Annotated in this window: 23 protein-coding genes and 1 riboswitch; of the genes, 10 read left to right on the top strand and 13 right to left on the bottom strand. The window is 60.0% G+C overall.

The features are described from left to right. Window positions 1-38: 38 nt before the first annotated feature. The 4 genes from ATY80_RS26025 to ATY80_RS26010 form a co-directional block, all read right to left on the bottom strand. Window positions 39-1,496: a CHAD domain-containing protein gene (locus ATY80_RS26025; RefSeq protein ID WP_088695169.1), complete on the bottom strand. Its 1,458-nt coding sequence runs from the start codon at window positions 1,494-1,496 to the stop codon at window positions 39-41. A 232-nt stretch (window positions 1,497-1,728) separates the two neighbouring features. After that, the gene (locus ATY80_RS26020) at window positions 1,729-2,607 is read right to left on the bottom strand and encodes an aldo/keto reductase (RefSeq protein WP_088695168.1); all 879 of its coding nucleotides are present in this window, start codon (window positions 2,605-2,607) and stop codon (window positions 1,729-1,731) included. A 176-nt stretch (window positions 2,608-2,783) separates the two neighbouring features. Beyond that, the gene (locus tag ATY80_RS26015) at window positions 2,784-3,065 is read right to left on the bottom strand and encodes a hypothetical protein (protein WP_088695167.1); all 282 of its coding nucleotides are present in this window, start codon (window positions 3,063-3,065) and stop codon (window positions 2,784-2,786) included. 5 nt (window positions 3,066-3,070) lie between these two features. Then, window positions 3,071-3,868 (bottom strand): thioredoxin family protein, encoded by a 798-nt coding sequence (locus ATY80_RS26010; RefSeq protein WP_088695166.1) that lies wholly within the window; start codon window positions 3,866-3,868, stop codon window positions 3,071-3,073. Window positions 3,869-3,989: 121 nt separating this feature from the next. Here ATY80_RS26010 and ATY80_RS26005 point away from each other — a divergent pair, with 121 nt between their 5' ends. Next, window positions 3,990-5,210, top strand: coding sequence for a helix-turn-helix domain-containing protein (locus tag ATY80_RS26005; protein ID WP_088695165.1), 1,221 nt, complete (start codon window positions 3,990-3,992; stop codon window positions 5,208-5,210). Between the two features lie 9 nt (window positions 5,211-5,219). After that, window positions 5,220-5,864, top strand: coding sequence for a PQQ-binding-like beta-propeller repeat protein (locus ATY80_RS26000; RefSeq protein WP_088695164.1), 645 nt, complete (start codon window positions 5,220-5,222; stop codon window positions 5,862-5,864). Between the two features lie 41 nt (window positions 5,865-5,905). On the opposite strand, the gene ATY80_RS25995 is transcribed toward ATY80_RS26000, so the two are convergent. From ATY80_RS25995 to ATY80_RS25980, 4 genes are read right to left on the bottom strand one after another with little or no spacing between them, the layout of a single operon-like run. Beyond that, complete coding sequence (locus ATY80_RS25995; RefSeq protein ID WP_088695163.1) at window positions 5,906-7,066, bottom strand: ABC transporter permease; 1,161 nt, start codon at window positions 7,064-7,066, stop codon at window positions 5,906-5,908. Next, the gene (locus ATY80_RS25990; protein WP_088695162.1) at window positions 7,063-8,013 is read right to left on the bottom strand and encodes an ABC transporter ATP-binding protein; all 951 of its coding nucleotides are present in this window, start codon (window positions 8,011-8,013) and stop codon (window positions 7,063-7,065) included. Before ATY80_RS25990 ends, ATY80_RS25995 begins: the two co-directional genes overlap by 4 nt. Next, window positions 8,010-8,975: an HlyD family efflux transporter periplasmic adaptor subunit gene (locus ATY80_RS25985; RefSeq protein ID WP_088695161.1), complete on the bottom strand. Its 966-nt coding sequence runs from the start codon at window positions 8,973-8,975 to the stop codon at window positions 8,010-8,012. Before ATY80_RS25985 ends, ATY80_RS25990 begins: the two co-directional genes overlap by 4 nt. Next, window positions 8,972-9,592, bottom strand: a complete 621-nt coding sequence (locus tag ATY80_RS25980) for a TetR/AcrR family transcriptional regulator (protein ID WP_088695160.1) — start codon at window positions 9,590-9,592, stop codon at window positions 8,972-8,974. Before ATY80_RS25980 ends, ATY80_RS25985 begins: the two co-directional genes overlap by 4 nt. 299 nt (window positions 9,593-9,891) lie before the next feature. Between ATY80_RS25980 and ATY80_RS25975 the strand changes: the two genes are divergently transcribed. Beyond that, a complete protein-coding gene (locus ATY80_RS25975; RefSeq protein WP_088695159.1) occupies window positions 9,892-10,608 on the top strand; it encodes a 3-keto-5-aminohexanoate cleavage protein in 717 nt (238 codons plus the stop codon). An 88-nt stretch (window positions 10,609-10,696) separates the two neighbouring features. Beyond that, entirely contained in the window at window positions 10,697-11,452 is a 756-nt protein-coding gene (locus ATY80_RS25970; RefSeq protein ID WP_088695158.1) for an adenylate/guanylate cyclase domain-containing protein, read from the top strand. A gap of 218 nt (window positions 11,453-11,670) precedes the next feature. On the opposite strand, the gene ATY80_RS25965 is transcribed toward ATY80_RS25970, so the two are convergent. Then, window positions 11,671-11,931, bottom strand: coding sequence for a YMGG-like glycine zipper-containing protein (locus ATY80_RS25965; RefSeq protein ID WP_088695157.1), 261 nt, complete (start codon window positions 11,929-11,931; stop codon window positions 11,671-11,673). A gap of 183 nt (window positions 11,932-12,114) precedes the next feature. Between ATY80_RS25965 and ATY80_RS25960 the strand changes: the two genes are divergently transcribed. Further along, window positions 12,115-12,414: a DUF2934 domain-containing protein gene (locus ATY80_RS25960; protein ID WP_088695156.1), complete on the top strand. Its 300-nt coding sequence runs from the start codon at window positions 12,115-12,117 to the stop codon at window positions 12,412-12,414. A gap of 130 nt (window positions 12,415-12,544) precedes the next feature. On the opposite strand, the gene ATY80_RS25955 is transcribed toward ATY80_RS25960, so the two are convergent. From ATY80_RS25955 to rpsU, 3 genes are all read right to left on the bottom strand, one after another. Then, a complete protein-coding gene (locus tag ATY80_RS25955; protein ID WP_088695155.1) occupies window positions 12,545-12,802 on the bottom strand; it encodes a DUF982 domain-containing protein in 258 nt (85 codons plus the stop codon). A gap of 119 nt (window positions 12,803-12,921) precedes the next feature. Beyond that, window positions 12,922-13,116 carry a hypothetical protein gene (locus tag ATY80_RS25950; RefSeq protein ID WP_088695154.1) on the bottom strand — a complete coding sequence of 65 codons (195 nt, stop codon included), beginning with the start codon at window positions 13,114-13,116 and terminating at the stop codon, window positions 12,922-12,924. 64 nt (window positions 13,117-13,180) lie between these two features. Then, complete coding sequence (gene rpsU / locus ATY80_RS25945) at window positions 13,181-13,417, bottom strand: 30S ribosomal protein S21 (protein ID WP_088695153.1); 237 nt, start codon at window positions 13,415-13,417, stop codon at window positions 13,181-13,183. Between the two features lie 39 nt (window positions 13,418-13,456). Here rpsU and ATY80_RS29140 point away from each other — a divergent pair, with 39 nt between their 5' ends. Then, the gene (locus ATY80_RS29140) at window positions 13,457-13,900 is read left to right on the top strand and encodes a hypothetical protein (RefSeq protein WP_189637269.1); all 444 of its coding nucleotides are present in this window, start codon (window positions 13,457-13,459) and stop codon (window positions 13,898-13,900) included. Between the two features lie 516 nt (window positions 13,901-14,416). Continuing rightward, a complete protein-coding gene (locus tag ATY80_RS25935) occupies window positions 14,417-15,454 on the top strand; it encodes a DUF3095 family protein (protein ID WP_088695203.1) in 1,038 nt (345 codons plus the stop codon). 168 nt (window positions 15,455-15,622) lie between these two features. Here ATY80_RS25935 and ATY80_RS25930 read toward each other — a convergent pair whose 3' ends face one another. Beyond that, the gene (locus tag ATY80_RS25930; RefSeq protein WP_088695151.1) at window positions 15,623-16,129 is read right to left on the bottom strand and encodes a MarR family transcriptional regulator; all 507 of its coding nucleotides are present in this window, start codon (window positions 16,127-16,129) and stop codon (window positions 15,623-15,625) included. Between the two features lie 153 nt (window positions 16,130-16,282). On the opposite strand from ATY80_RS25930, the gene ATY80_RS25925 reads away from it, so the two are divergent. The 3 genes from ATY80_RS25925 (at window position 16,283) to ATY80_RS25915 (ending at window position 17,990) form a co-directional block, all read left to right on the top strand. After that, window positions 16,283-16,678 carry an organic hydroperoxide resistance protein gene (locus tag ATY80_RS25925; RefSeq protein WP_088695150.1) on the top strand — a complete coding sequence of 132 codons (396 nt, stop codon included), beginning with the start codon at window positions 16,283-16,285 and terminating at the stop codon, window positions 16,676-16,678. Window positions 16,679-16,932: 254 nt separating this feature from the next. Next, window positions 16,933-17,415 carry a peptide-methionine (R)-S-oxide reductase MsrB gene (gene msrB / locus ATY80_RS25920; protein WP_088695149.1) on the top strand — a complete coding sequence of 161 codons (483 nt, stop codon included), beginning with the start codon at window positions 16,933-16,935 and terminating at the stop codon, window positions 17,413-17,415. Window positions 17,416-17,642: 227 nt separating this feature from the next. Further along, window positions 17,643-17,990, top strand: a complete 348-nt coding sequence (locus tag ATY80_RS25915; protein WP_088695148.1) for a hypothetical protein — start codon at window positions 17,643-17,645, stop codon at window positions 17,988-17,990. Window positions 17,991-18,011: 21 nt separating this feature from the next. Further along, window positions 18,012-18,239: riboswitch (cobalamin riboswitch) on the top strand. Window positions 18,240-18,343: the final 104 nt, after the last annotated feature.

Below are 18,343 nucleotides of genomic sequence, written 5' to 3'. Positions count from 1 at the left end.
CGGCAGGTTCGAGGGGTACAGGACTTCGGCAGTCTACTTCATCCCCGCCAGAACCTTTTTCGCTCCATCAGTTCATCCAGAGACGATTGGGCAGCGTTGACAAGCTTCTCGCTGTTGCCGGCAACCAACAAGGATTCGGCGTCGGGATGCGAATCCAGCTCCAGATTGTGAATGACGGTGGGTGCGGTTGCCATGTCGTTGAGAAGGCCGAGTTCGTCCTGCAATTGTTCCATCGTTTTGATGAACTTCGCGTACCGTCGCTCTGCCTGTTTGCTGCTGAACAAGGAGGTCAAGAATTCGCTTGCGTATCTGAGCTTCTTCGCGGCCTTGCGCGCCTCGTGCCGGTGTTCGTTGTCAGCTTCGACAAGAGACCTGCCCCGTTTTTTCAACTTCTTGCGTTGGCGGTCGAGAGCCTCGATTGCGAAGTCGACGATCGGCCCGTCGCGGACCTCTGCGGTTTCCGCCAGCGTGAGATACGCTCCGCAGTGGAGCCATTCGTTGAGGTCGAGCATAAGGGCTTTGGCACGCGAACCGTATAGCGCGTTCAACACCTCTTCATAGGCGCTGTCGCGCGCTTCAAGCAGACGGCTTTTGATCTCGCCGTTTCCGACCCTTGTGACCATTACATCGATGTTCCGCGCTGCGCCGAGAACGCCGGCCAACCACCTCAATTCCTCCTTGAGCCGCTCAGATTCAGGATCGACCAGCATTGCCTTGTAGAGCGAGAAGGCAGACCGCAGTCGCCTTAGCGCCACGCGAGCTTGGTGGAGTGCGAGTGGATTCGCGTTGTCCAGGAGGATCGATTCGTTCAGTCGGAAATGCCGAAGACACGCTTCGGCGATGACTTGGAACGAAGCGGAGACACGTAGACCGCGATCAAGATGCACGGGGTCGGCCTTGTACATCGACGCTTGCTCGCCGACCAGGCGGTATCCTCGCTCGGCTTTTGCCGAGACACCAATGCGAATCGGGACAAGGGCTTCTATCTTGCGGGCGACGATGAACAGCGCGCTTGGCTTGCCGTCCTTCAGCTCCAGCTCCAGTTCTCTTATCTGCATCTGGCGGTCGCCGGCGGCAATCAAGCCCGTGTCCAGGGCAACTTCAATCTTGCTTCCGTCCTCCTCTACATCCCACCGATGCCGTTTCACGAAGGTGGAGAACTGTCGGACGAGATCGCTGCCCTCGATATCAAGTTCAGCTCTCAGCGGCGTCGTGTAATCAATCACAGGCGTGTTGCCTGCTACCGGGACCTCCCATTCGGAGCGCGCAAAAATGGCGTTGTTCGAGCCGGTTGCCTTGACGGTTTGGACATGCGCTTCGCCAACCTGACGAACTCGCAGCGAATAACCACCGCGCCGCACTTGTTGGTCGGGAGTGTCAAAGTAAATGGAAGTCAGGGAATCCACAGAAACGGGATCGCCCAGCAAGCTGGACGTCAACAATGTCTCGGCTGCATCGGCGCTCAGTTCGAGCTTCAATTCTGTTTCGGTTGCCAACGGCGGTCTCCGCTCGGTCGCATGATGGTGGGGACGCAATCTTGTGACTAGAAATAGAGCGGTGCCATCTGGACAAAACGACCTGATGACAAAAAAACGTCAGCAGCAATGCAACTGCAGGATACTCACAGGAAACATCGCAGCCGAAGGTCGCCGCCCCTCCGACGTGCAGCGACATCCTTTCGATCATCTCGCGCTGGGCGCCTGATGGACGGTGGTACCTACACCGGCGTTAGGAGGCAGCTTGGCGAGCCGCCGTATCCAGCGCTGCAAAGTCCTCTTCCTCGAGGGTAATGTTTGCCGCCGCTACGTTTTCCTCGAGATGCTTCACCCTGGAGGTTCCGGGAATTGGCAACATCACAGGGCTGCGCTTGAGCACCCAAGCGAGCGCGATCTGACTCGGCGTAGCCTCATATTTCCTTGCCAGCCTGTCGAGGATGGAACCAGGGCGGGCCAACTCGCCTGCCGCCAGTGGGTACCAGGGAATGAAGCCGATGCCCTCGCGCTCGCAGTAATCAAGCACATCCTCGCTGCCTCGATCGACAAGGTTGTAGCGGTTCTGAACTGTCGCGACAGGAAACACCTTTCGAGCCGCCTTAATGTCTTCAACCGAAACTTCGCTCAGGCCAGCATGGGCAATGAGGCCCTGGTCCAAGAGCATCTTTACCGCGCCGAATTGCTCGTCGCGCGGAACCTTGGTGTCTATGCGGTGCAACTGCCACAGATCGATCCGCTCGACGCGAAGTTTCTTGAGGCTGCCCTTCGCTCGCTCGAGTAGATAGTCCGGCCGCCCGTTCGGCGTCCAGATATCCGGTCCTTCGCGGGTCAGACCTGCCTTGGTCGCAATCAACAGCCCCTTGTAGGGATACAGCGCTTCGCTGATGAGTTCCTCGGACACGTCGGGGCCGTAGGAATCGGCTGTATCTATGAAATTGACGGCAACCTCGGGCAGGCGGCGCAAGGTGGCCAATGCTCCTGCCTTATCCGCAGGCGGTCCCCAGATACCTGGGCCCGTAACACGCATGGCACCGAAGCCAAGACGATTGATGGTTATGTTGCCGATCGAAAATTGACCCGATGCAGCTGCTGAGATCGTGGAACTATCTGGCACTGACCTTCTCCCGGTTGCCTATCTGGTTGGGTGGCTTTACTCGGGGTTTAAGGTGGAGCGGGCAGGGAGTAATACAAGTCGTTCTGTGCAGCCCGTCATTGCCCTGGACAAACGTCCCAACGGTGGCTGAGATGCTCCAGGCCCCGAAGCTCAGCGGTGGCTCCGGGGTCCGGGTTTCATGGCTGAGTAGCGCCAACCGCACGTCCGGAAATCAACCGCAGCCACGGCGGCAGGTGAAAGGCGCACATCAGCAGGTACATTGCCGTCATGCCATCCATTGGAAATGCGCCCTGCGTTGCGGAGCAGATCATATCTGCTCCGCCGCTTGCCATCGTGACGATCGCCATGATGGCGAAGGTTGGCGCTGCCGCAAGGCATAGCCACTCGGCGATGCTCACTGCATTCTCGGTTGGCGGGTCGGCCAATGCGCTACGCCCTGTCTGGTTCGAGGAAAGCATGAGTGTCATTCCGGGCCATATTCGTCGTGGCGCCGCCACCAGATCCCCTGTTCGTTTCGGCCCAGGGGGGCGCGGTCGAGCCACTGATACACGCCCCAAATACCGTCCAGGCCGCGGGCATAGCTCGAATAGGTGTGGTAGACCACGCCATCCTCGAGTACGAAGGCGCTGAGACCCGGCCGGTCGCGCGTGTAGGTAGCGATGTCGGTTCCGGTGGAGGCCGCGATCTGGGCGATCGGGCTGTCGCTGCCTTTCAGGTTCCATTCCTGAACGGTCTGGCCTCTCGGCGGCCCCGCCAGCGGCGGTTCATGGCGATAATTGTACTCTATCCCGCCCTCGCGCTGTTGCTGCTCGCTGAACAAGACGCTGAAGTCGAGGTTGAAATCGCTACCGAAGGAGGAGGCCCAATCGAAGGTCCATCCCATCCGCTCCTTGAAGGCCTGCAGCTTGGGAAGCGGCGCGCGGGAAACGGCGGTGAAGGCGACGTCATGGTTTTCGAGATGGACGACAACGCCGTTGAAGCCGTCCGCGATCGACGAGCAGGAGGGGCATCCGGCAGTATAGTCGGGGCCGAACATGAAGTGGTAGATGAGCAGTTGCGAACGGCCCTTGAAGAGGTCGGCCAGCGAAGCGCTGCCGCTGTCAGTCTCGAACCGGTAGTCCTTGTCGATCCGTACCCAGGGCAGTACCTGTCGGCGTTGCGCCAGCATATCGCTGCGCCGCGTTAGTTCCTTTTCTTCGGCGAGCAGTTCGAGCCGTGCCGCAAGCCATTCTTCGCGTGTGCCTGTAATATGCATCGTCATCATACTTCTCCTCTTGATGTCTGTTGACGTAGCATGCCGCCAGTTGCGGCTGCTTGGTGGTCGTGAGCAGACTAGGGCCGGAGCGGGCGAGGGTGGGAGTTACAAGTTTGACGGGATTTCGATGGACTCGATGATCATCGCCGCGGCGAGGCTGCTTGCGACCGGTGATCTTCTCGGCGCCTTGAAGAGGGTAGCGCTGCGCAACGATGCGCCCGCCCTTGCGCTTCGCGGCATCGTGATGGCGCAGCTTGGCGATCTCGTCCGGGCAAAGGCTCTGCTGAAGATGGCTGCCCGTGCGTTCGGAGCAAGGGAACCCGTTGCACGAGCGCGCTGCCTCGTTGCCGAGGCGGAAATCGCGCTCGTCTCGCGTGATCTGACCTGGCCGGCCAAGACACTTACCGCCGCGCGGGAAGTGCTGGAGGCGCATGATGACCGCTTGAACGCTGCCCATGCGCGGCATCTCGAGGCCCGGCGGTTGTTGCTCATAGGCCATCTCGACGAGGCTGAACGCCTGCTCGCGGGTGTCGATCCGGCGCCGCTTCCGCCTCCGTTGCGGACTACCCACGAACTGGTCGTTGGCGGGATTGCCATTCGTCGTCTTCGCACGAGTGCGGCACGCGCGGCCCTGCGTCGTGCGGAAAATGCTGCGCGCGAGGCCGGTATTCCGGCCCTCGACGCGGAAGTCGAGGCAGTGTCCCACGTTCTGAAAACACCGGCAGCGAGGCTGATCGGGCAAGGTGACGAGCGATTCCTGCTGCTGGAGGAGGTCGAGGCGGTGTTGACGTCAGGGGCGCTGGTCGTCGATGCATGCCGTTATGTCGTGCGAAATGGCGACGAGCTCGTTTCGCTGACGACGCGTCCGGTCTTGTTCGCGCTGGCTCGTGCGCTTGCGGAGAACTGGCCAGTAGACGTATCGCGGAACATCCTCGTTGCCCGAGCGTTCGGCGCGAAGGATGCCGATGAATCGCACCGCGCCCGGCTGCGTGTTGAAGTCGGGCGTCTGCGCGGTGAGCTTCACCGCATAGCGGATATCAAGGCAACCAAGGACGGCTTTGTGCTGGCGCCGCGTCGCGCCAGCGAGGTGGTCATCCTGGCTCCGCCCGTCGAGGAGCAGAATGGTGAGATCCTCGCATTTCTGGCCGATGGGGAGGCTTGGTCGAGTTCGGCACTGGCAATTGCGATCGGAGCGAGCCCGCGTACTGTGCAGCGGGCGCTTGATGCACTAGCGGAAACAGGCAAAGTGCACTCCTTCGGGCGCGGGCCCGCGCGCCGGTGGACGATCCCTTCGTTGCCCGGGTTCCCGTCAACTTTGTTACTCCCAGGTCCTTTGCCCAATGACTAGGATTGGCCCATGAAACACTCAAAAGCTGAAATCCTTCGTGAATATGGCCCCTTTCCGGATGTGAACCAGGTGGGCGGCGTCACCTATGACGGCCAGCATGTCTGGTTCGCATCCGGCGACAGGCTTAATGCCCTCGATCCCGATGTTGGTGAGGTCGAGCATACAATCGCCGTTGCGGCGCATGCCGGAACCGCTTTTGATGGGCGCTATCTTTTCCAGATTGCCGAGGACCGGATCCAGAAGATCGATCCGAAGACCGGCGAGGTGCTCTCGACGATCCCGGCTCCCGGCAATGGCGGCGATTCCGGGCTCGCCTGGGCGGAGGGGACGCTTTGGGTGGGAGAGTATCGTGGCCGGAAGATCCATCAGATCGATCCGGAGACCGGCACGCTTCTTCGCAGCATCGAGTCCAACCGTTTCGTTACCGGGGTGACCTGGGTCGATGGCGAGCTCTGGCACGCTACCTGGGAAAGCGATGAGAGCGATGTCCGACGCATTGACCCCGAATCCGGACGGGTGCTGGAACGCATCGACATGCCGGCGGGCATAGGCGTATCGGGACTTGAGTCCGATGGCGCGGATCGGCTGTATTGTGGCGGTGGCAACAGTGGCAAGGTCCGTGCCATCCGCCGGCCCAGCGCCAGCCGGTGCTGATCTCTCCTTGTCCGGCGCCGGTGAAATTTCGCTGAAACCGTCTAATCCAATGTCCTGCGGAAGCGGCGGACAGCAATCAGCATGGCGACTGCCATCAGGCAGGCGAGGGCGATCGTGTCGTCGGCAAGGATCTCGATACTGGCGCCCTTCAGCATGATCGCCCTGACAATCCGGATATAATGGGTCAGCGGCAGGGCCTCGCCGATCCATTGCGCCCATTTCGGCATGCCGGCGAACGGAAACATGAAACCCGACAGCAGGATGTTCGGCAGGAAGAACATCATCGCCATCTGCATGGCCTGCAACTGATTGGCAGCGATCGTCGAGAAGGTGTAGCCGATCGACAGATTGGTGATGACAAAGAGCGTGGTCGCAGCCGCGAGCGAAGCCGGGTTGCCGAGGATTGGAATGCCGAAGACAAGCAGGCCGGCGGCAATAATAAGCAGCGACTGGACGAGGCCGATCAGCACATAGGGCGCAATCTTGCCCAGCATGATTTCCAGCGGCTTGATTGGCATGGAGAGCAGATTCTCCATTGTGCCGCGCTCGATCTCCCGGGTGACGGAGAGGGCCGTGAAGATCAGCAGCGTCATCGTCAGGATCGTGCCGAGCAGTCCGGGTACGATGTTCAGCGTCGATGAACCGGCCGGATTGTAACGGCGGTGCTGGACGATGGAGAAGGCGGGCTTGGTTGGTTCGGCGAACTCGACCTGCCTGTCGTTGGCGAGCGCCGACGTCACGATGCCGGAAAGCGCACCCAGCGCCGAGTTCGACGCGACCGGATCGGTGGCATCGGCAGCGACCAGCAGGGATGGCGTATCGCCGCGCCGAAGCGAGCGCTCGAAGCCGTTGGGGATCTCCACGACGAACAGGGCCTTGCCGGATTCCAGAAGCGAATCCATGTCTTCGGCTCGGGTGACGACATAACGGATCTGGAAGAAATCGGTATTCTCCAGCGCCGCCAGTATCGACCGGCCGACGTCGGTGTTCTCGCGCATCAGCACTGCGGTCGGCAGATTGTGCGGCGTCGTGTTGATTGCAAATCCGAAAAGGAACAACTGCATGATCGGCAAGGCGACCATCGTCGCCAGCGTTATGCGGTCACGGGTCATCTGGATGAATTCTTTGATGGTCATCGCCCAGAAGCGCCCGAATGAGATCCCGTTGCCGTTGTGATTGCCGTTCGCCGTTGTCGTCGTCATTGGAAATTGTCCTCCGAGCGGCGCATCAGATCGATGAAGGCATCCTCCAGCGTCGCTTCGCCCTCTTGCCACTTGAGATCGGACCGTTCTCGGTATGGCGCGATCGCTTTTTCAAGCGCCTTGGGGTCGCGGCCGGCAACATGCAGGCTGGTCCCGAAGGGCGCGACCATGTCGACACCCGGCTGGTTCTCGAGCTCGGCTTGGAGACGTTGCACGCCCGACCCGGAGGCGGTCCAAGTCACGAGACCGGTGCTCGCGATTACCTCGTCCACCGTTCCCTGCGCCAGCAGTTTGCCGTAGGCGATATAGGCGATCTCATGGCAGCGCTCTGCCTCGTCCATGTAGTGGGTGGAAACCAGCACCGAGAGACCGTCGGCGGCGAGCGCGTGTATCTCGTTCCAGAAATCCCGGCGGGCCTTTGGATCGACACCGGCTGTGGGCTCGTCGAGGAGAAGCAGAGCGGGGTCGGGTAGGATGCAGGCGCCGAGCGCGAGGCGCTGCTTCCAGCCGCCCGAGAGTTCTCCGGCAAGCTGCCCTTCGCGCCCTTTCAGGCCAAGACGCTCAATCGCGGCGCTTGCTTTGCCGCGAGCATCCGCCAAGCCGTAGACGCGGGCGACGAACTCAAGATTCTCCCGGATTGACAGATCCTGATAGAGCGAAAACTTCTGCGTCATGTAGCCGACGCGGCGGCGGATGCGATCGCTTTCGGTCAGAATGTCGAAACCCAGGCATGTGCCGTCGCCACTGTCCGGTGTCAGCAGGCCGCAGAGCATGCGGATCGTCGTCGTCTTGCCGGAGCCGTTCGGACCGAGAAAGCCGTGAATGCGGCCTTTCTTCACGGACATGGACAGATCGTCGACCACCTTTCGGCTTCCGAAACTTTTGGTGAGGTGATGGACGTCGATCACCGTTTCAGGAGTGTCGACCACCGTTGCCGTGTCGCTCATGGACTGGCTCCCGCGCTGACATGCACCGGCTGGCCAGGGCGCAGCGCGTTCGGATCGGTGGGGATCGCCTCGACGCGGTAGACGAGTTTGGCGCGCTCCTCGAGGCTGTAGATGACCGGGGGTGTATATTCGGCGGTCTTTGCGATGAAGCTGATCTTTGCATCGGTGGGCTGGCAGGCATTACAAGCGACGCGGATCGATTGACCCAGCGAGAACAACGCGATCTCGGTCTCGGGCACGAAGAAGCGGATGCGGACGTTTTCTGGCGGCAAGAGCGCGACAATCGGTCGGCCGGCAGGGACGACCTCGCCGGTGCGGTAGTAGATCGTTTCAATGCTGCCCGTTGCCGGAGCCGACACGAAGCGGCGCGCGAGCGCAGCTTCCGCCGAGGCTAGATCGGCCTTCGCCGCGGCGACGGCTTCCCTCGATTGGCGCAGCATTTCAACGCGGGCCGGCAGATTGGCAAGCGTGATCTGGCTGCGGACATTGTCGAGGACGGCGCGGTTGGCGGCTTCCGTGGCCGTCGCCGTATCGAGGGTCGCCTTCGTCGCAGTGCCGCGCTCGACGAGCACACGGGTGCGGTCGAGGTCTTGCGATGCCAGCTCCAGCCGGGCGATCGCCTCACGTTCGCTGGCGCGCAGCATGTCGATCTCTTCCGGCCGCTTTTGCTTGGCTTCGGCGAGCTCCAGTTCGGCCTGCAGGCGGGCCAGTGAAGCGCGTGCGGCGCCGACGGCGGCCTCCTCGCTCTGAGAATCCAGGCTGAAGAGCGGCGCACCGGGCGCAATTGCCTGGCCCTCGGCTACATCGAGCTTGACCACGCGGCCGCTCGTGTCAGCGCCGATGAACAGCGTGTCGGCCTCGATCCACCCCTGGTAGGCGCGCTGGGATCTGTCGGAGAAAAGGAGGGGCAGGGTGGCGAGCGCCACGGCGGCCACGATGACGACGATGAGGATCCGTTTCATATCGTGCCTCCTTCCGGCACGAAGAGCGTGTCAAGGAACGTGTCGAAGAGTTTCTGCGTATCGAGGTGCTCGTAGCCTTCGAAAAGCGTCGCCCAAATGATCGACATCACTGCCGGCGCCATAACCAGTTGCGGGACATCAGCGACAGCGGGATTGCGCAGTTCACCGCGCGCTGCGGCGCGGGCAAGCAGGACGCGTATGATCGCGAGGCCTTTGGTGATGATCTCGCGGTAATAGAATTCGGTCACAACGGGGAACATCGGACCCTCGGCGAGGATCAGCCGCAGCAGATGCCGGCGCTCCGTCTCCAGAACCTGGTGCTTGAAGAGCCCATAGAACATTGACACAGCGGCACGCGCCGGGATGGCCTCGTTCTGGACCATGCCGCCGACTTCACCGAGGAGAGGCGTCGCGATGCCAGACACAAGCTCGATGAAGAGCCGCTCCTTGTCGGGGAAATGCAGATAAACCGTGCCTTTGGCGATGCCGGCGCGGGCCGCGACATCCTCCATGCGGGTCGCGGCGAAACCGCGTTCCGCGAAGCAGGCGAAGGCGGCGGCCAAAATCTCGGCCCGACGCTGCTCCGGATCCCGTCTTTCTCGCTTTTTCTCTGGCATCGTTGCTGTTTTCTATTATGACTGACTGGACAGTCATTATCATTGTGCGTGCTTTTTTGCAAGAGAATATTGAACACGCCAGTGTTCCCGAGCCCACGCGGTTGGAGATTCAGGCGGCCGAGATAATCGGTTTCGGGTGCAAGGATGCTGTTGATCAACGCTGATCCGCACTGGATCGCGTTTTAGTATCGCCCCGAGTAGCGCTTCTCCACGAAATGGGCAGATAAAACGGTGTGTTGCCTTTTTGCGTTCCGAGGCGTCAAGTGCGTCAGGTAAGATGAAAGCAGCGTGGATTTTCCATGATCATTCAAGCTTGCATCAATGGCGCGCGGCCGATCGACTACCATCCAAAATTGCCTCTGACACCTGAGGCGATGGCAAGGGACGCAGCTAGGGCGGTGGCCGCAGGTGCTGCCGAACTCCACATTCATCCGCGGGGGATTGACGGGAGGGAGAGCCTCGCGGCGGTCGATGACACCATCGATGCGGTTCGGCGTGCCTGTCCTGGCTCGCTTCTCGGCGTGTCCACCGGCGCCTGGATTGAAGACGACGACCGGCGAACTCTGGAGGCCATTCGTCGCTGGAGTGTCCTGCCGGACTATGCGTCGGTGAACCTCTCGGAGAGCGACGCGCCGTCCATCATGGCATTGCTGCGTCAAAAAGGGATTGGGATCGAAGCCGGCCTAGCATCGGTTGCGGATGCCGAACGATACATCGGTCTGGAGGGGCATGAGCACGTTTTCCGCATCCTCGTTGAGCTCGATAACGAGGCGGACTTGCAAGCCGCAATCGATGTCGGCGAGGAGATAATCGCCAGGCTGCAGCGAGCCAATGTGCGCCGACCCATCCTTTTGCATGGTTTCGACGCCACGGTGTGGCCGTTCGTCCGGCTGGCGAAGGAGCGATGCTATTCCACACGCGTCGGTCTCGAGGATGGAAAACTTTTGCCAAGCGGGGAAGTGGCAGCAAACAACGCAGAGCTTGTCGCTGCCGCGGTTGCGATCTTTCGTGGTTAAAAGCTTCACCTGAGTTGCAAAATGCCGGCAAATATTAGAAGTTTGTTTTCAATCAGGGTAACAACCAGCCTTTTGTCGGAGGTCGCGGATGCCAACCTCCCAACCAACGGATCCGGCCAGTCACAAGGGTGCCCAAATCTGCCGGGGGTGCTGGGATCAGATGCACGTTCCCATCCCAATCCGCGGCCCGCTTGCACTGCCGTTTCGTATGTTTGGCGTCACCCGCAGCAAGATGAACCCCAATATCTGCACGATTTGCGAGCGGTCGTTTCGCTACGTCAAGAAACAGCGCCATGTTACTGCGACCGCAACCATCTTGTTTGCTGATATCAGAGGGTTCACTGCCCTCTCGGAGCATATCGAGCCGGTCAGGTTGAGTGAGATTGTCAGCCTGTTTCACGATCGATGTGCGCAAGCGATTTGGGCCCACGACGGTATCGTCAACAAGCAAATGGGCGACGGCTTGATGGCGATCTTCAATTTTCCGATCCTGAGAAGGGATCATGCCGCCGCTGCGGTTATGGCCGCGCTCGACATACAGCAACATTGCACAGCTGCGTTCGAAAGCCTCGATCGTGATCACACGTTCGGCGTCGGTGTCGGCATTCACACCGGCGAGGTCGAGATCGGTGAGTTTTCGAGCTTCCGCAGCGATTTCACGGCGATTGGCGGTGCTGTTAATCTTGCGTCGAGGCTGGAATCTCAAGCAGGGGCAGGCGAGATCGTCATGTCGCCGGAGTCCGCCGCTCAGGCCGCGCACCTTACATCCGCAGCGCATGTCCGTGCGCTTTCGCTGAAGGGTATTGAGCTGCCGGTACAGGCGAGCGTGCTGGTTCGGAGCTGATTTTTCGACTGCACAGCGGCAGATGGAGCCTTGCCAATTCGATGCCCAATGACGCCCCGCTCTCGATCAATGAGGAGCGCCAAACCACGAGCACCTGAAGGCAGGAGTTTCTTCCAAACGAAGCGAACGCGGCGAACAAGCCGAGCTTGTTATCGCCGCGGTAGCGATCTTCCGCACTTGACTTGAGCCAGCCTCGCGCTTGCCGCGCCCCGGCGCAATCAGCGTGGGCAGTTGGCGACGTATCGCCGGCCGTACCGATCGCGGTAGTAGCATTGGCCGGGCTGCCCGGCGACATTGCCGATGACGGCACCGGCGGCGCCACCTATGGCTGCGCCCACAGCGGCACCGCGGACGTTGCCGGTCGCCACGCCGCCGATAACCGCGCCCGAGGCTGCACCAATTCCCGCCCCTTGCTGGGTCGGCGTGCATCCGGCCATCATGGCTCCTGCCAGAAGCAGCAAAATCGATACGCGTTTCATTTTGTTTCCTTCCTGCTGAGTTTGTTCGCGCGACGGTAGATAGAGGCATTTCGGAAAAGACAATCGCTACGTTGCGTTCGCTGCTATTGCCGGCTTCTTTCGATCAACCGATGCTGGTGTCTCCATTGCCTATTGGATCGCTTGCGCCAATTAAGACTGGTTTCAACAGGAGCAGGGTCCGTCATGAATGAGCATGAAGAGAACATTCGCCGTCGTGCCTATGAGATCTGGGAGCAGGAGGGACGCCCTCACGGTCAGGATATGAAGCATTGGCTGCAGGCGTTCAAAGAGTTTGGCGAGCGCGTCGATGCGGCGAAGAAGCCGACCGTCAAGGTGAAATCCGCGAAACCGAAAACCGCAACGAAGTCCGCGGGTGAAAAGCCTGCCGCGAAGAAGACGAAAGCGGCCGAGATTGCAATAGCCGCGTCTCCCGCAAGCAAACCTCGTCGCTCACGCTCACCCAAGTCCGTCACGACGCATTAGATTTATCGGCTTTGAGCCAACGTGGTCCACGCGGCGTGTCCATTTATTCGGACATGGCGGTTGGGACCGTCAGCAATGGGCGGACGGCGAAGACGGAGGTGATCGCGCGCCGCCTCCGCCTCGGAACTGATTAGGCCAACACTTTGGCTTCCACAGCAGCTGCGACAAAGGCATCTCTGGCGGCTTCCAGGTGCGCGAGGTGGTTCATGGCCTCCACGCACCGGCGCTTGGCCGCCTCGACGTGCATGCTGCTTTGGAGCGGCCATCTGTGCTCCAGATACTCAACCGCTTCGGCCGGACCATGGATATATTCAGAGGGTCGTGTCCCAATCTGGATTGCCACGGGTGCCGCCCACGTTGGTTCGGTTGCGTGGCTGATCGTGTTCATGACGAACCTCCTCTCTGCCAACGAGCGATAAGCGGGATGTAGGTGTTTGCGTAAAACGATCAACCTGTCATGAGATCATGACTCGGTTGGGATGTTCATTCGCCGATCTGTTCGGGACATCAGTGGACGCTCGGGTATTTGGCCAACACGGCATAGTCCTCTGCCACGAGTTCACTGATCGCAATCAGAACCTCTTCGGCTGAGAAGCCGGAGGCGATTGTTGTTCGAATGAGCTCCTGGAGATCAGGTTCGATCACTTCCCGGCAGTCCTCTAGCCGTTCATCGGAAACCGTCAGGCTGTGCAGTTCTTCCATAGTTGATCCTTTCGCGGGATGGAGCTGCCGTCGAGAACACCCGACAGCAAGTATCTCTGAGAGCCTATCGGCTGGAGGAGCGCCGTCTCGGCGAGGCCAAAAGACCTTCGCGCTGCAGCTTCTTCCTGGCAGCCTTGCGCTGCCTGGCGATTGCCTGCGCTCGCTCGCGCACTCGCCGCTCCGACGGTTTTTCGTAGGATCGGCGTTCCTTCATTTCGCGGAAGAGTCCCTCGCGCTGCATCTTCTTTTTCAGTGCGCGCATGGCTTGTTCGACGTTGTTGTTTCTGACGATGACCTGCATCTTTTTCTCCTTGCAGAGTTGGGGTGCGTCTCAGCCAAGTTGCTGAGCGATCAGTTCCTGCAGTTCACGGCGCGTGAGAAGGCAGGGATAAGGTTTCCAGTTCTTGTCCGGGCGGCGAGCGGCGTCGTCGCGCTCGCGCGGACCCGCCGCTGGGGCGGCGGCGATATCGGTTTTGTTCAGTTGAAGTCCTTTGCCGCTCTTGCGGCATGCTCGACACGGCGCCGGTTTTCGATCACGCAGACCGGAGAAAAACGGCAAGACACGACGCGCGAGGCGTCGACCGTGTCAGGTTCGTATTTTTGGGTGACCGCCATAAGATGGGAACGCGAGCGACCCGTTGCAAGGCTTTGGTCCCGCGGACCTGTCATCCGTCCAGGAGCATCGCGTTTCGTCAACGGTCACATGCTTGATGTCATAGGTGCTGGGGGCTGGATCCGCCGCTCGCGGATTTTTGGCGAGGTCACCGCAAAACAAACGACGTGAGTTTTGCAGTGACCTCTTGATGACTAGGAAATGTAATCATCCAAGCGCATGCTACCTGAAGTGCAGCGATATGGAATTTATCGCATGCGTTAATCCACATATACTTTCGAAGCGGCAGCGAGTTGCGCGTGTAACCGCCATGAGCCTTTCGGGGGAATGTCGGATTTGAACGGTGGTACGGCGATCTGCCAGCAACCCCATTTTGTCTGATGCACCCGTCCGCCGTCATGGCTGCAGATGGTCCACATTCATCGCGGACATCCCAGGGGCGCCCACGCGGTCTATCGCTTAGATCAGTAAAGAATGTTTCCGCCACTCGCACTTGAACACAAAAATCGCATCCGATTAAATCGCAGATATGTTGACGTCGAGATTTGGTTCACGTATTTAAGGCGCATCCGATGTATTCGGACGCGATATAAATTAAGCGGAAAGGATTTCGCTATGTGGCACGGGAACAGGTCCATGCACTCAGCCCAATCGGCCGTCGCTGCCACGAACGTCGACGAACGCTCGATGGCTAGTGATCGTCCAAGCGTTGCCGAGGCCTACAGCGAGTTTTCGCGGGTGCTTGACCCATCCGTCTATGGGGCGTTGCCCGACGATTGGCTGATCGGGATGACCGATGTGGTCGACTCAACATTGGCGATCAAGTCGGGGCGCTACGAAGACGTCAATTATGCTGGTGCATCGGTGATCGCCGCCGTCGGAAACGCCTGGGGCAACTTTGATTTTCCCTTTGTGTTTCGCGGCGACGGGGCCGCGTTTGCACTGCCGCCTGACGGGATCATGACCGCGACTTCGGCGCTGCGGCAGGTGGTTGCCTTTGCCAGCGCCAATCTCAACCTGGCTCTTCGGGCAGGCTTGGTGCGTGTCGGCGAGATACGCGCCAACGGACGTGACGTGCGCATCGCGCACTATGCTGCCTCTGAAAACGCGACCTATGCGATGTTTGCCGGTGGTGGCCTCAAATGGGCGGAGCGTCAGATCAAGAACGGTCGATACCTGGTGAAGCCCGGCAGCTACACGACGAAACCCAATCTGACCGGCCTGACCTGCGATTGGGAGCCGTTCCCCAGCCAGAGGGGTGAGATCCTGTCGCTGCTGGTCGAGCCGGCCGAAGATAGAAGCCCGGAAGCCTTCGCATCATTGGCGAAGCGTGTCCTTTCCGTTCTGGACGCCGGGACGCGGCAAGCTCAACCCGTGTCGCGGGATACTGCCATCCCCAGGGATGGGGCCAGGTCAGTCGATCTCGAAAGCTGGTTGGCCGTCGCCTCCAGCTCGGACTTTCGCAAATATGACGATGGCCTGCGCCTCACGCTGGATTGCACGAGCGAACAAATCGAAGCGGTCGAGGCGATCCTCGTTGCAGCAAGGGCGCGAGGCGAGGTCAACTTCGGCCTGCATCGCCAGTCTCACGCCCTCATGACCTGCTTCGTGCCTTCGGGAAAGCCGGATTCTCATCTGCACTTTCTCGACGGAATGGGGGGTGGGTATGCCAAGGCAGCCGAGATGATGGAAGCAGCCGAGCTTTCGATGGCGTCATCACGGTAGGATAACCACTGCCGGATTGGGTGCAGTGCCTACCACCGAACCTCGCGCAATGCCGCGAACTGAGTGACCACTGCGCCCAATGGTAAAAATGTCTGCGGCCTTCAAGTCTCGTTAGTAACATCTATCACCTGAGCGCCGAACGCATCGACGCTCGCCGGCGGAGAGAATTCAATCCTTCGCATATCCGTCCTGCGTTGCCTTCAGGAGGTTGTTGCGTAGCCGCACCACGGACTTCTGGACGACCGGAAAGTCCTCGCCGAGGCCGGTTGCCTCGACCAGCGGCGCGCCGGGGTCCGCCGCGACGAGATCGCGTCCGGCTGCCGTCAGGCTCAATCTCACCTGCCGCTCGTCGGCGGGATCGCGTCTGCGTTGGATATAGCCCAAGGTTTCAAGTTTCTTGAGCATCGGCGTCAGCGTGTTTGATTCCAGGAAGAGCTTTTCGCCGAGCGTTCCCACGGTCTGGTCGTCCTTCTCGGAGAGGGCGACCATTGCGATGTATTGTGTGTAGGTCAGGTTCAGCTTGTCCAGGATCGGCTTGTATGCGCGGCCAAAGGCCAGATTTGCCGAGTAGACCGCGAAGCACAGAAAGTTCGAAAGCTTGTTGCTCTTGCTGTCGCTCTCGCCGGAAGAGGGCATCCCTGTCTCCGGGTTCTTGGCGGTTTTGGATGCGGACATGGGAGATCCTATTCGATTGTTCGTCATGTCTTTTATATAAATCGCATCCGATTAAATCGCAATGGTATTGACAGCGGGTTTTCATTGGCCTAATTAGATCGCATCCGATTGAAGCGGATACGAGTAGTTAGCGCAACCAGAAAGGATTGTACCATGACCGAGAAGCTCCTCTTTACCGGCAAGACCCACAACAAGGGTGGCCGCGACGGCTTCACACGCAGCAGCGATGGCGAGCTTGACCTTCAGTTGTCACAGCCGCACCCGGCCGCCGAACGCCTCTTCGGCGCTGCATGGTCTGCTTGCTTCATCGGCGCCATTGAGGTCGCTGCAGCGCAAAGAAAGATCAAGCTGCCCGTTGAGCCTGAGATTGACACGGAAATCGATCTGAACGCCGACGGTGGTTCATACTTCCTGCGCGCACGCTTGAACGTGAGCGTACCGGGCATCGAGCGTGATGTCGCGGAGGAACTCATCCACGCAGCGCATGAGATCTGCCCTTACTCCAAGGCAACGCGGGGCAACATCGACGTGGCGCTCACCCTCGTTTGACCAGGTGAGAAGGCTCTCTGCGAGAACCGATCCAAGGTATCGCCAACACCATCATGAAGCAGGATGCGCGCCGCCTTCAGTGAAAATCGTGGCCGCATCCCGAGCAACCTCAAGATGGAGGATGTCATGACAGCTCCAGCATCATCGATCACATGGCATAGCCTGCTTGGCTCCGCGGCGGTTGCCGGTGTCTTTGGCAACGGTAATCCAGCCAAGAGATTTCGAGAATTCACCGGGATTGAAGGAGAACAAGAATGCGTGACATCGTCGAATTGCAGTTCGATCTCACCCCTCCCACTCGGGAACTGATGCAGCAGCTTGTGGCGGACCTCAGCGAGGAGGATCGGCATCTGCTTTTGGAACATGGTGAGGAGGCGCCGTTCTGTGGTGTGTTTCTCCACGAGCGACGCGAGGGGCTTTATACCTGCCGGCTCTGTGGGCTTCCCCTGTTCAAGGCAGTTGCGAAATTCGAAAGTGGTACAGGCTGGCCGAGCTTCACTGCCCCGGCAGCCGACGACCACCTGCGGCGCGTTCGTGACACCCGGTACGGTATGCTCAGGACAGAAATCGTTTGTGCGCGTTGCGGCGCGCATCAGGGACATGTCTTTCCTGACGGCCCACCTCCTACAGGTGAGCGCTTCTGCATAAACTCGGGCTCGCTCGAATTCACCCCGAATGGACAGCCGCTTCCTGACAAGCTTGCACGTGGCCGTCCAGAAGGAGAGCCAGCACGATAGATGCGTGCCGTGCTTGAGCGCAATCGTCGGCGTCGAGACGGCGATTGCTCCGGCAAGCAGAGCACTTTTAACCGTTCATCAACGCTGATGGGCGACTTCCTCGCGATTTGTTGTAAATGGCGTGCAGCCTAGGCTGGAGATGATTGCGCTATGCATCGGTCCGGCTATTTTGGCCGCATCATCTCGGCGCTTGTGGCAACACTTCGCGCGCAATCGGGGCAGGGGTTATGAAGGCGGCGTTCCATATGACGTTGGGGTTTTTCGCAGTCCTTTTGCCGGCGACGGCTTTAGGCCAGTCAGGCGGTTGGCAATCCAACGGCAGTGGTACGAGCACGTGGCATGTGTCGCCATCGGAAGGTACCTGCAACGTCAGTCAGGCGCAGAACCGGGCCCGCCGCGCCGGCATCTACCGCACGGATCTTGTCTATCGCGACGAGAACGTTTTGACGCTGAGGGGATTGACCGAATGGGGCGATCGCCGCGAGATCACCTTCGCCAACATCCGCGGATGTCCTGAAGTCGGGTTTCAGGATATGCAGCAGAGCCAACCCGGACGGGCGCCGACCAACCGCTGACTTGACGTCGCGCCGCTCGCCAGCGTAACTGAGCGCGACGGTTCCCCGAGGACGACTCTGAGGGGATTAATAGGGAACACGGTGAGGACGACCCAAGAGGGACCAAAACCGTGGCTGCCCCCGCAACTGTAAGCGGATTGCCGCTCATCCAAGGGCCCTTGGGCCATGCCACTGCGACGAAGTCGCGGGAAGGCAGATGAAGGCATATATCCGTGAGCCAGGAGACCTGCCGTCAATCACGATCCAATCACCCGGGCGGGGATGCCCGGAAAGGAACAGACATGATTGACCTGCGCCTCCACCGACATAGAGCACACATCCGTCTCGATTGGGTTTTCCGCCGCTAGCGTTAG

Origin of the sequence: Rhizobium sp. R711 (genome assembly GCF_002211365.1) — a bacterium.
Lineage (GTDB): Bacteria > Pseudomonadota > Alphaproteobacteria > Rhizobiales > Rhizobiaceae > Rhizobium.
Note: the sequence above shows the minus strand (reverse complement) of the source record. Positions and strands in the feature narration are given on the sequence as shown.

Excerpts from the sequence above, each read along its gene's own strand:
- ATY80_RS26015 (WP_088695167.1), bottom strand. The coding sequence starts at position 3,065 with ATGCTTTCCTCGAACCAGACAGGGCGTAGCGCATTGGCCGACCCGCCA.
- ATY80_RS26010 (WP_088695166.1), bottom strand. The coding sequence starts at position 3,868 with ATGACGATGCATATTACAGGCACACGCGAAGAATGGCTTGCGGCACGG.
- ATY80_RS26005 (WP_088695165.1), top strand. The coding sequence starts at position 3,990 with ATGGACTCGATGATCATCGCCGCGGCGAGGCTGCTTGCGACCGGTGAT.
- ATY80_RS26000 (WP_088695164.1), top strand. The coding sequence starts at position 5,220 with ATGAAACACTCAAAAGCTGAAATCCTTCGTGAATATGGCCCCTTTCCG.
- ATY80_RS25995 (WP_088695163.1), bottom strand. The coding sequence starts at position 7,066 with ATGACGACGACAACGGCGAACGGCAATCACAACGGCAACGGGATCTCA.
- ATY80_RS25990 (WP_088695162.1), bottom strand. The coding sequence starts at position 8,013 with ATGAGCGACACGGCAACGGTGGTCGACACTCCTGAAACGGTGATCGAC.
- ATY80_RS25985 (WP_088695161.1), bottom strand. The coding sequence starts at position 8,975 with ATGAAACGGATCCTCATCGTCGTCATCGTGGCCGCCGTGGCGCTCGCC.
- ATY80_RS25980 (WP_088695160.1), bottom strand. The coding sequence starts at position 9,592 with ATGCCAGAGAAAAAGCGAGAAAGACGGGATCCGGAGCAGCGTCGGGCC.
- ATY80_RS25975 (WP_088695159.1), top strand. The coding sequence starts at position 9,892 with ATGATCATTCAAGCTTGCATCAATGGCGCGCGGCCGATCGACTACCAT.
- ATY80_RS25970 (WP_088695158.1), top strand. The coding sequence starts at position 10,697 with ATGCCAACCTCCCAACCAACGGATCCGGCCAGTCACAAGGGTGCCCAA.
- ATY80_RS25965 (WP_088695157.1), bottom strand. The coding sequence starts at position 11,931 with ATGAAACGCGTATCGATTTTGCTGCTTCTGGCAGGAGCCATGATGGCC.
- ATY80_RS25960 (WP_088695156.1), top strand. The coding sequence starts at position 12,115 with ATGAATGAGCATGAAGAGAACATTCGCCGTCGTGCCTATGAGATCTGG.
- ATY80_RS25955 (WP_088695155.1), bottom strand. The coding sequence starts at position 12,802 with ATGAACACGATCAGCCACGCAACCGAACCAACGTGGGCGGCACCCGTG.
- ATY80_RS25950 (WP_088695154.1), bottom strand. The coding sequence starts at position 13,116 with ATGGAAGAACTGCACAGCCTGACGGTTTCCGATGAACGGCTAGAGGAC.
- rpsU (WP_088695153.1), bottom strand. The coding sequence starts at position 13,417 with ATGCAGGTCATCGTCAGAAACAACAACGTCGAACAAGCCATGCGCGCA.
- ATY80_RS25935 (WP_088695203.1), top strand. The coding sequence starts at position 14,417 with ATGGCTAGTGATCGTCCAAGCGTTGCCGAGGCCTACAGCGAGTTTTCG.
- ATY80_RS25930 (WP_088695151.1), bottom strand. The coding sequence starts at position 16,129 with ATGTCCGCATCCAAAACCGCCAAGAACCCGGAGACAGGGATGCCCTCT.
- ATY80_RS25925 (WP_088695150.1), top strand. The coding sequence starts at position 16,283 with ATGACCGAGAAGCTCCTCTTTACCGGCAAGACCCACAACAAGGGTGGC.
- msrB (WP_088695149.1), top strand. The coding sequence starts at position 16,933 with ATGCGTGACATCGTCGAATTGCAGTTCGATCTCACCCCTCCCACTCGG.
- ATY80_RS25915 (WP_088695148.1), top strand. The coding sequence starts at position 17,643 with ATGAAGGCGGCGTTCCATATGACGTTGGGGTTTTTCGCAGTCCTTTTG.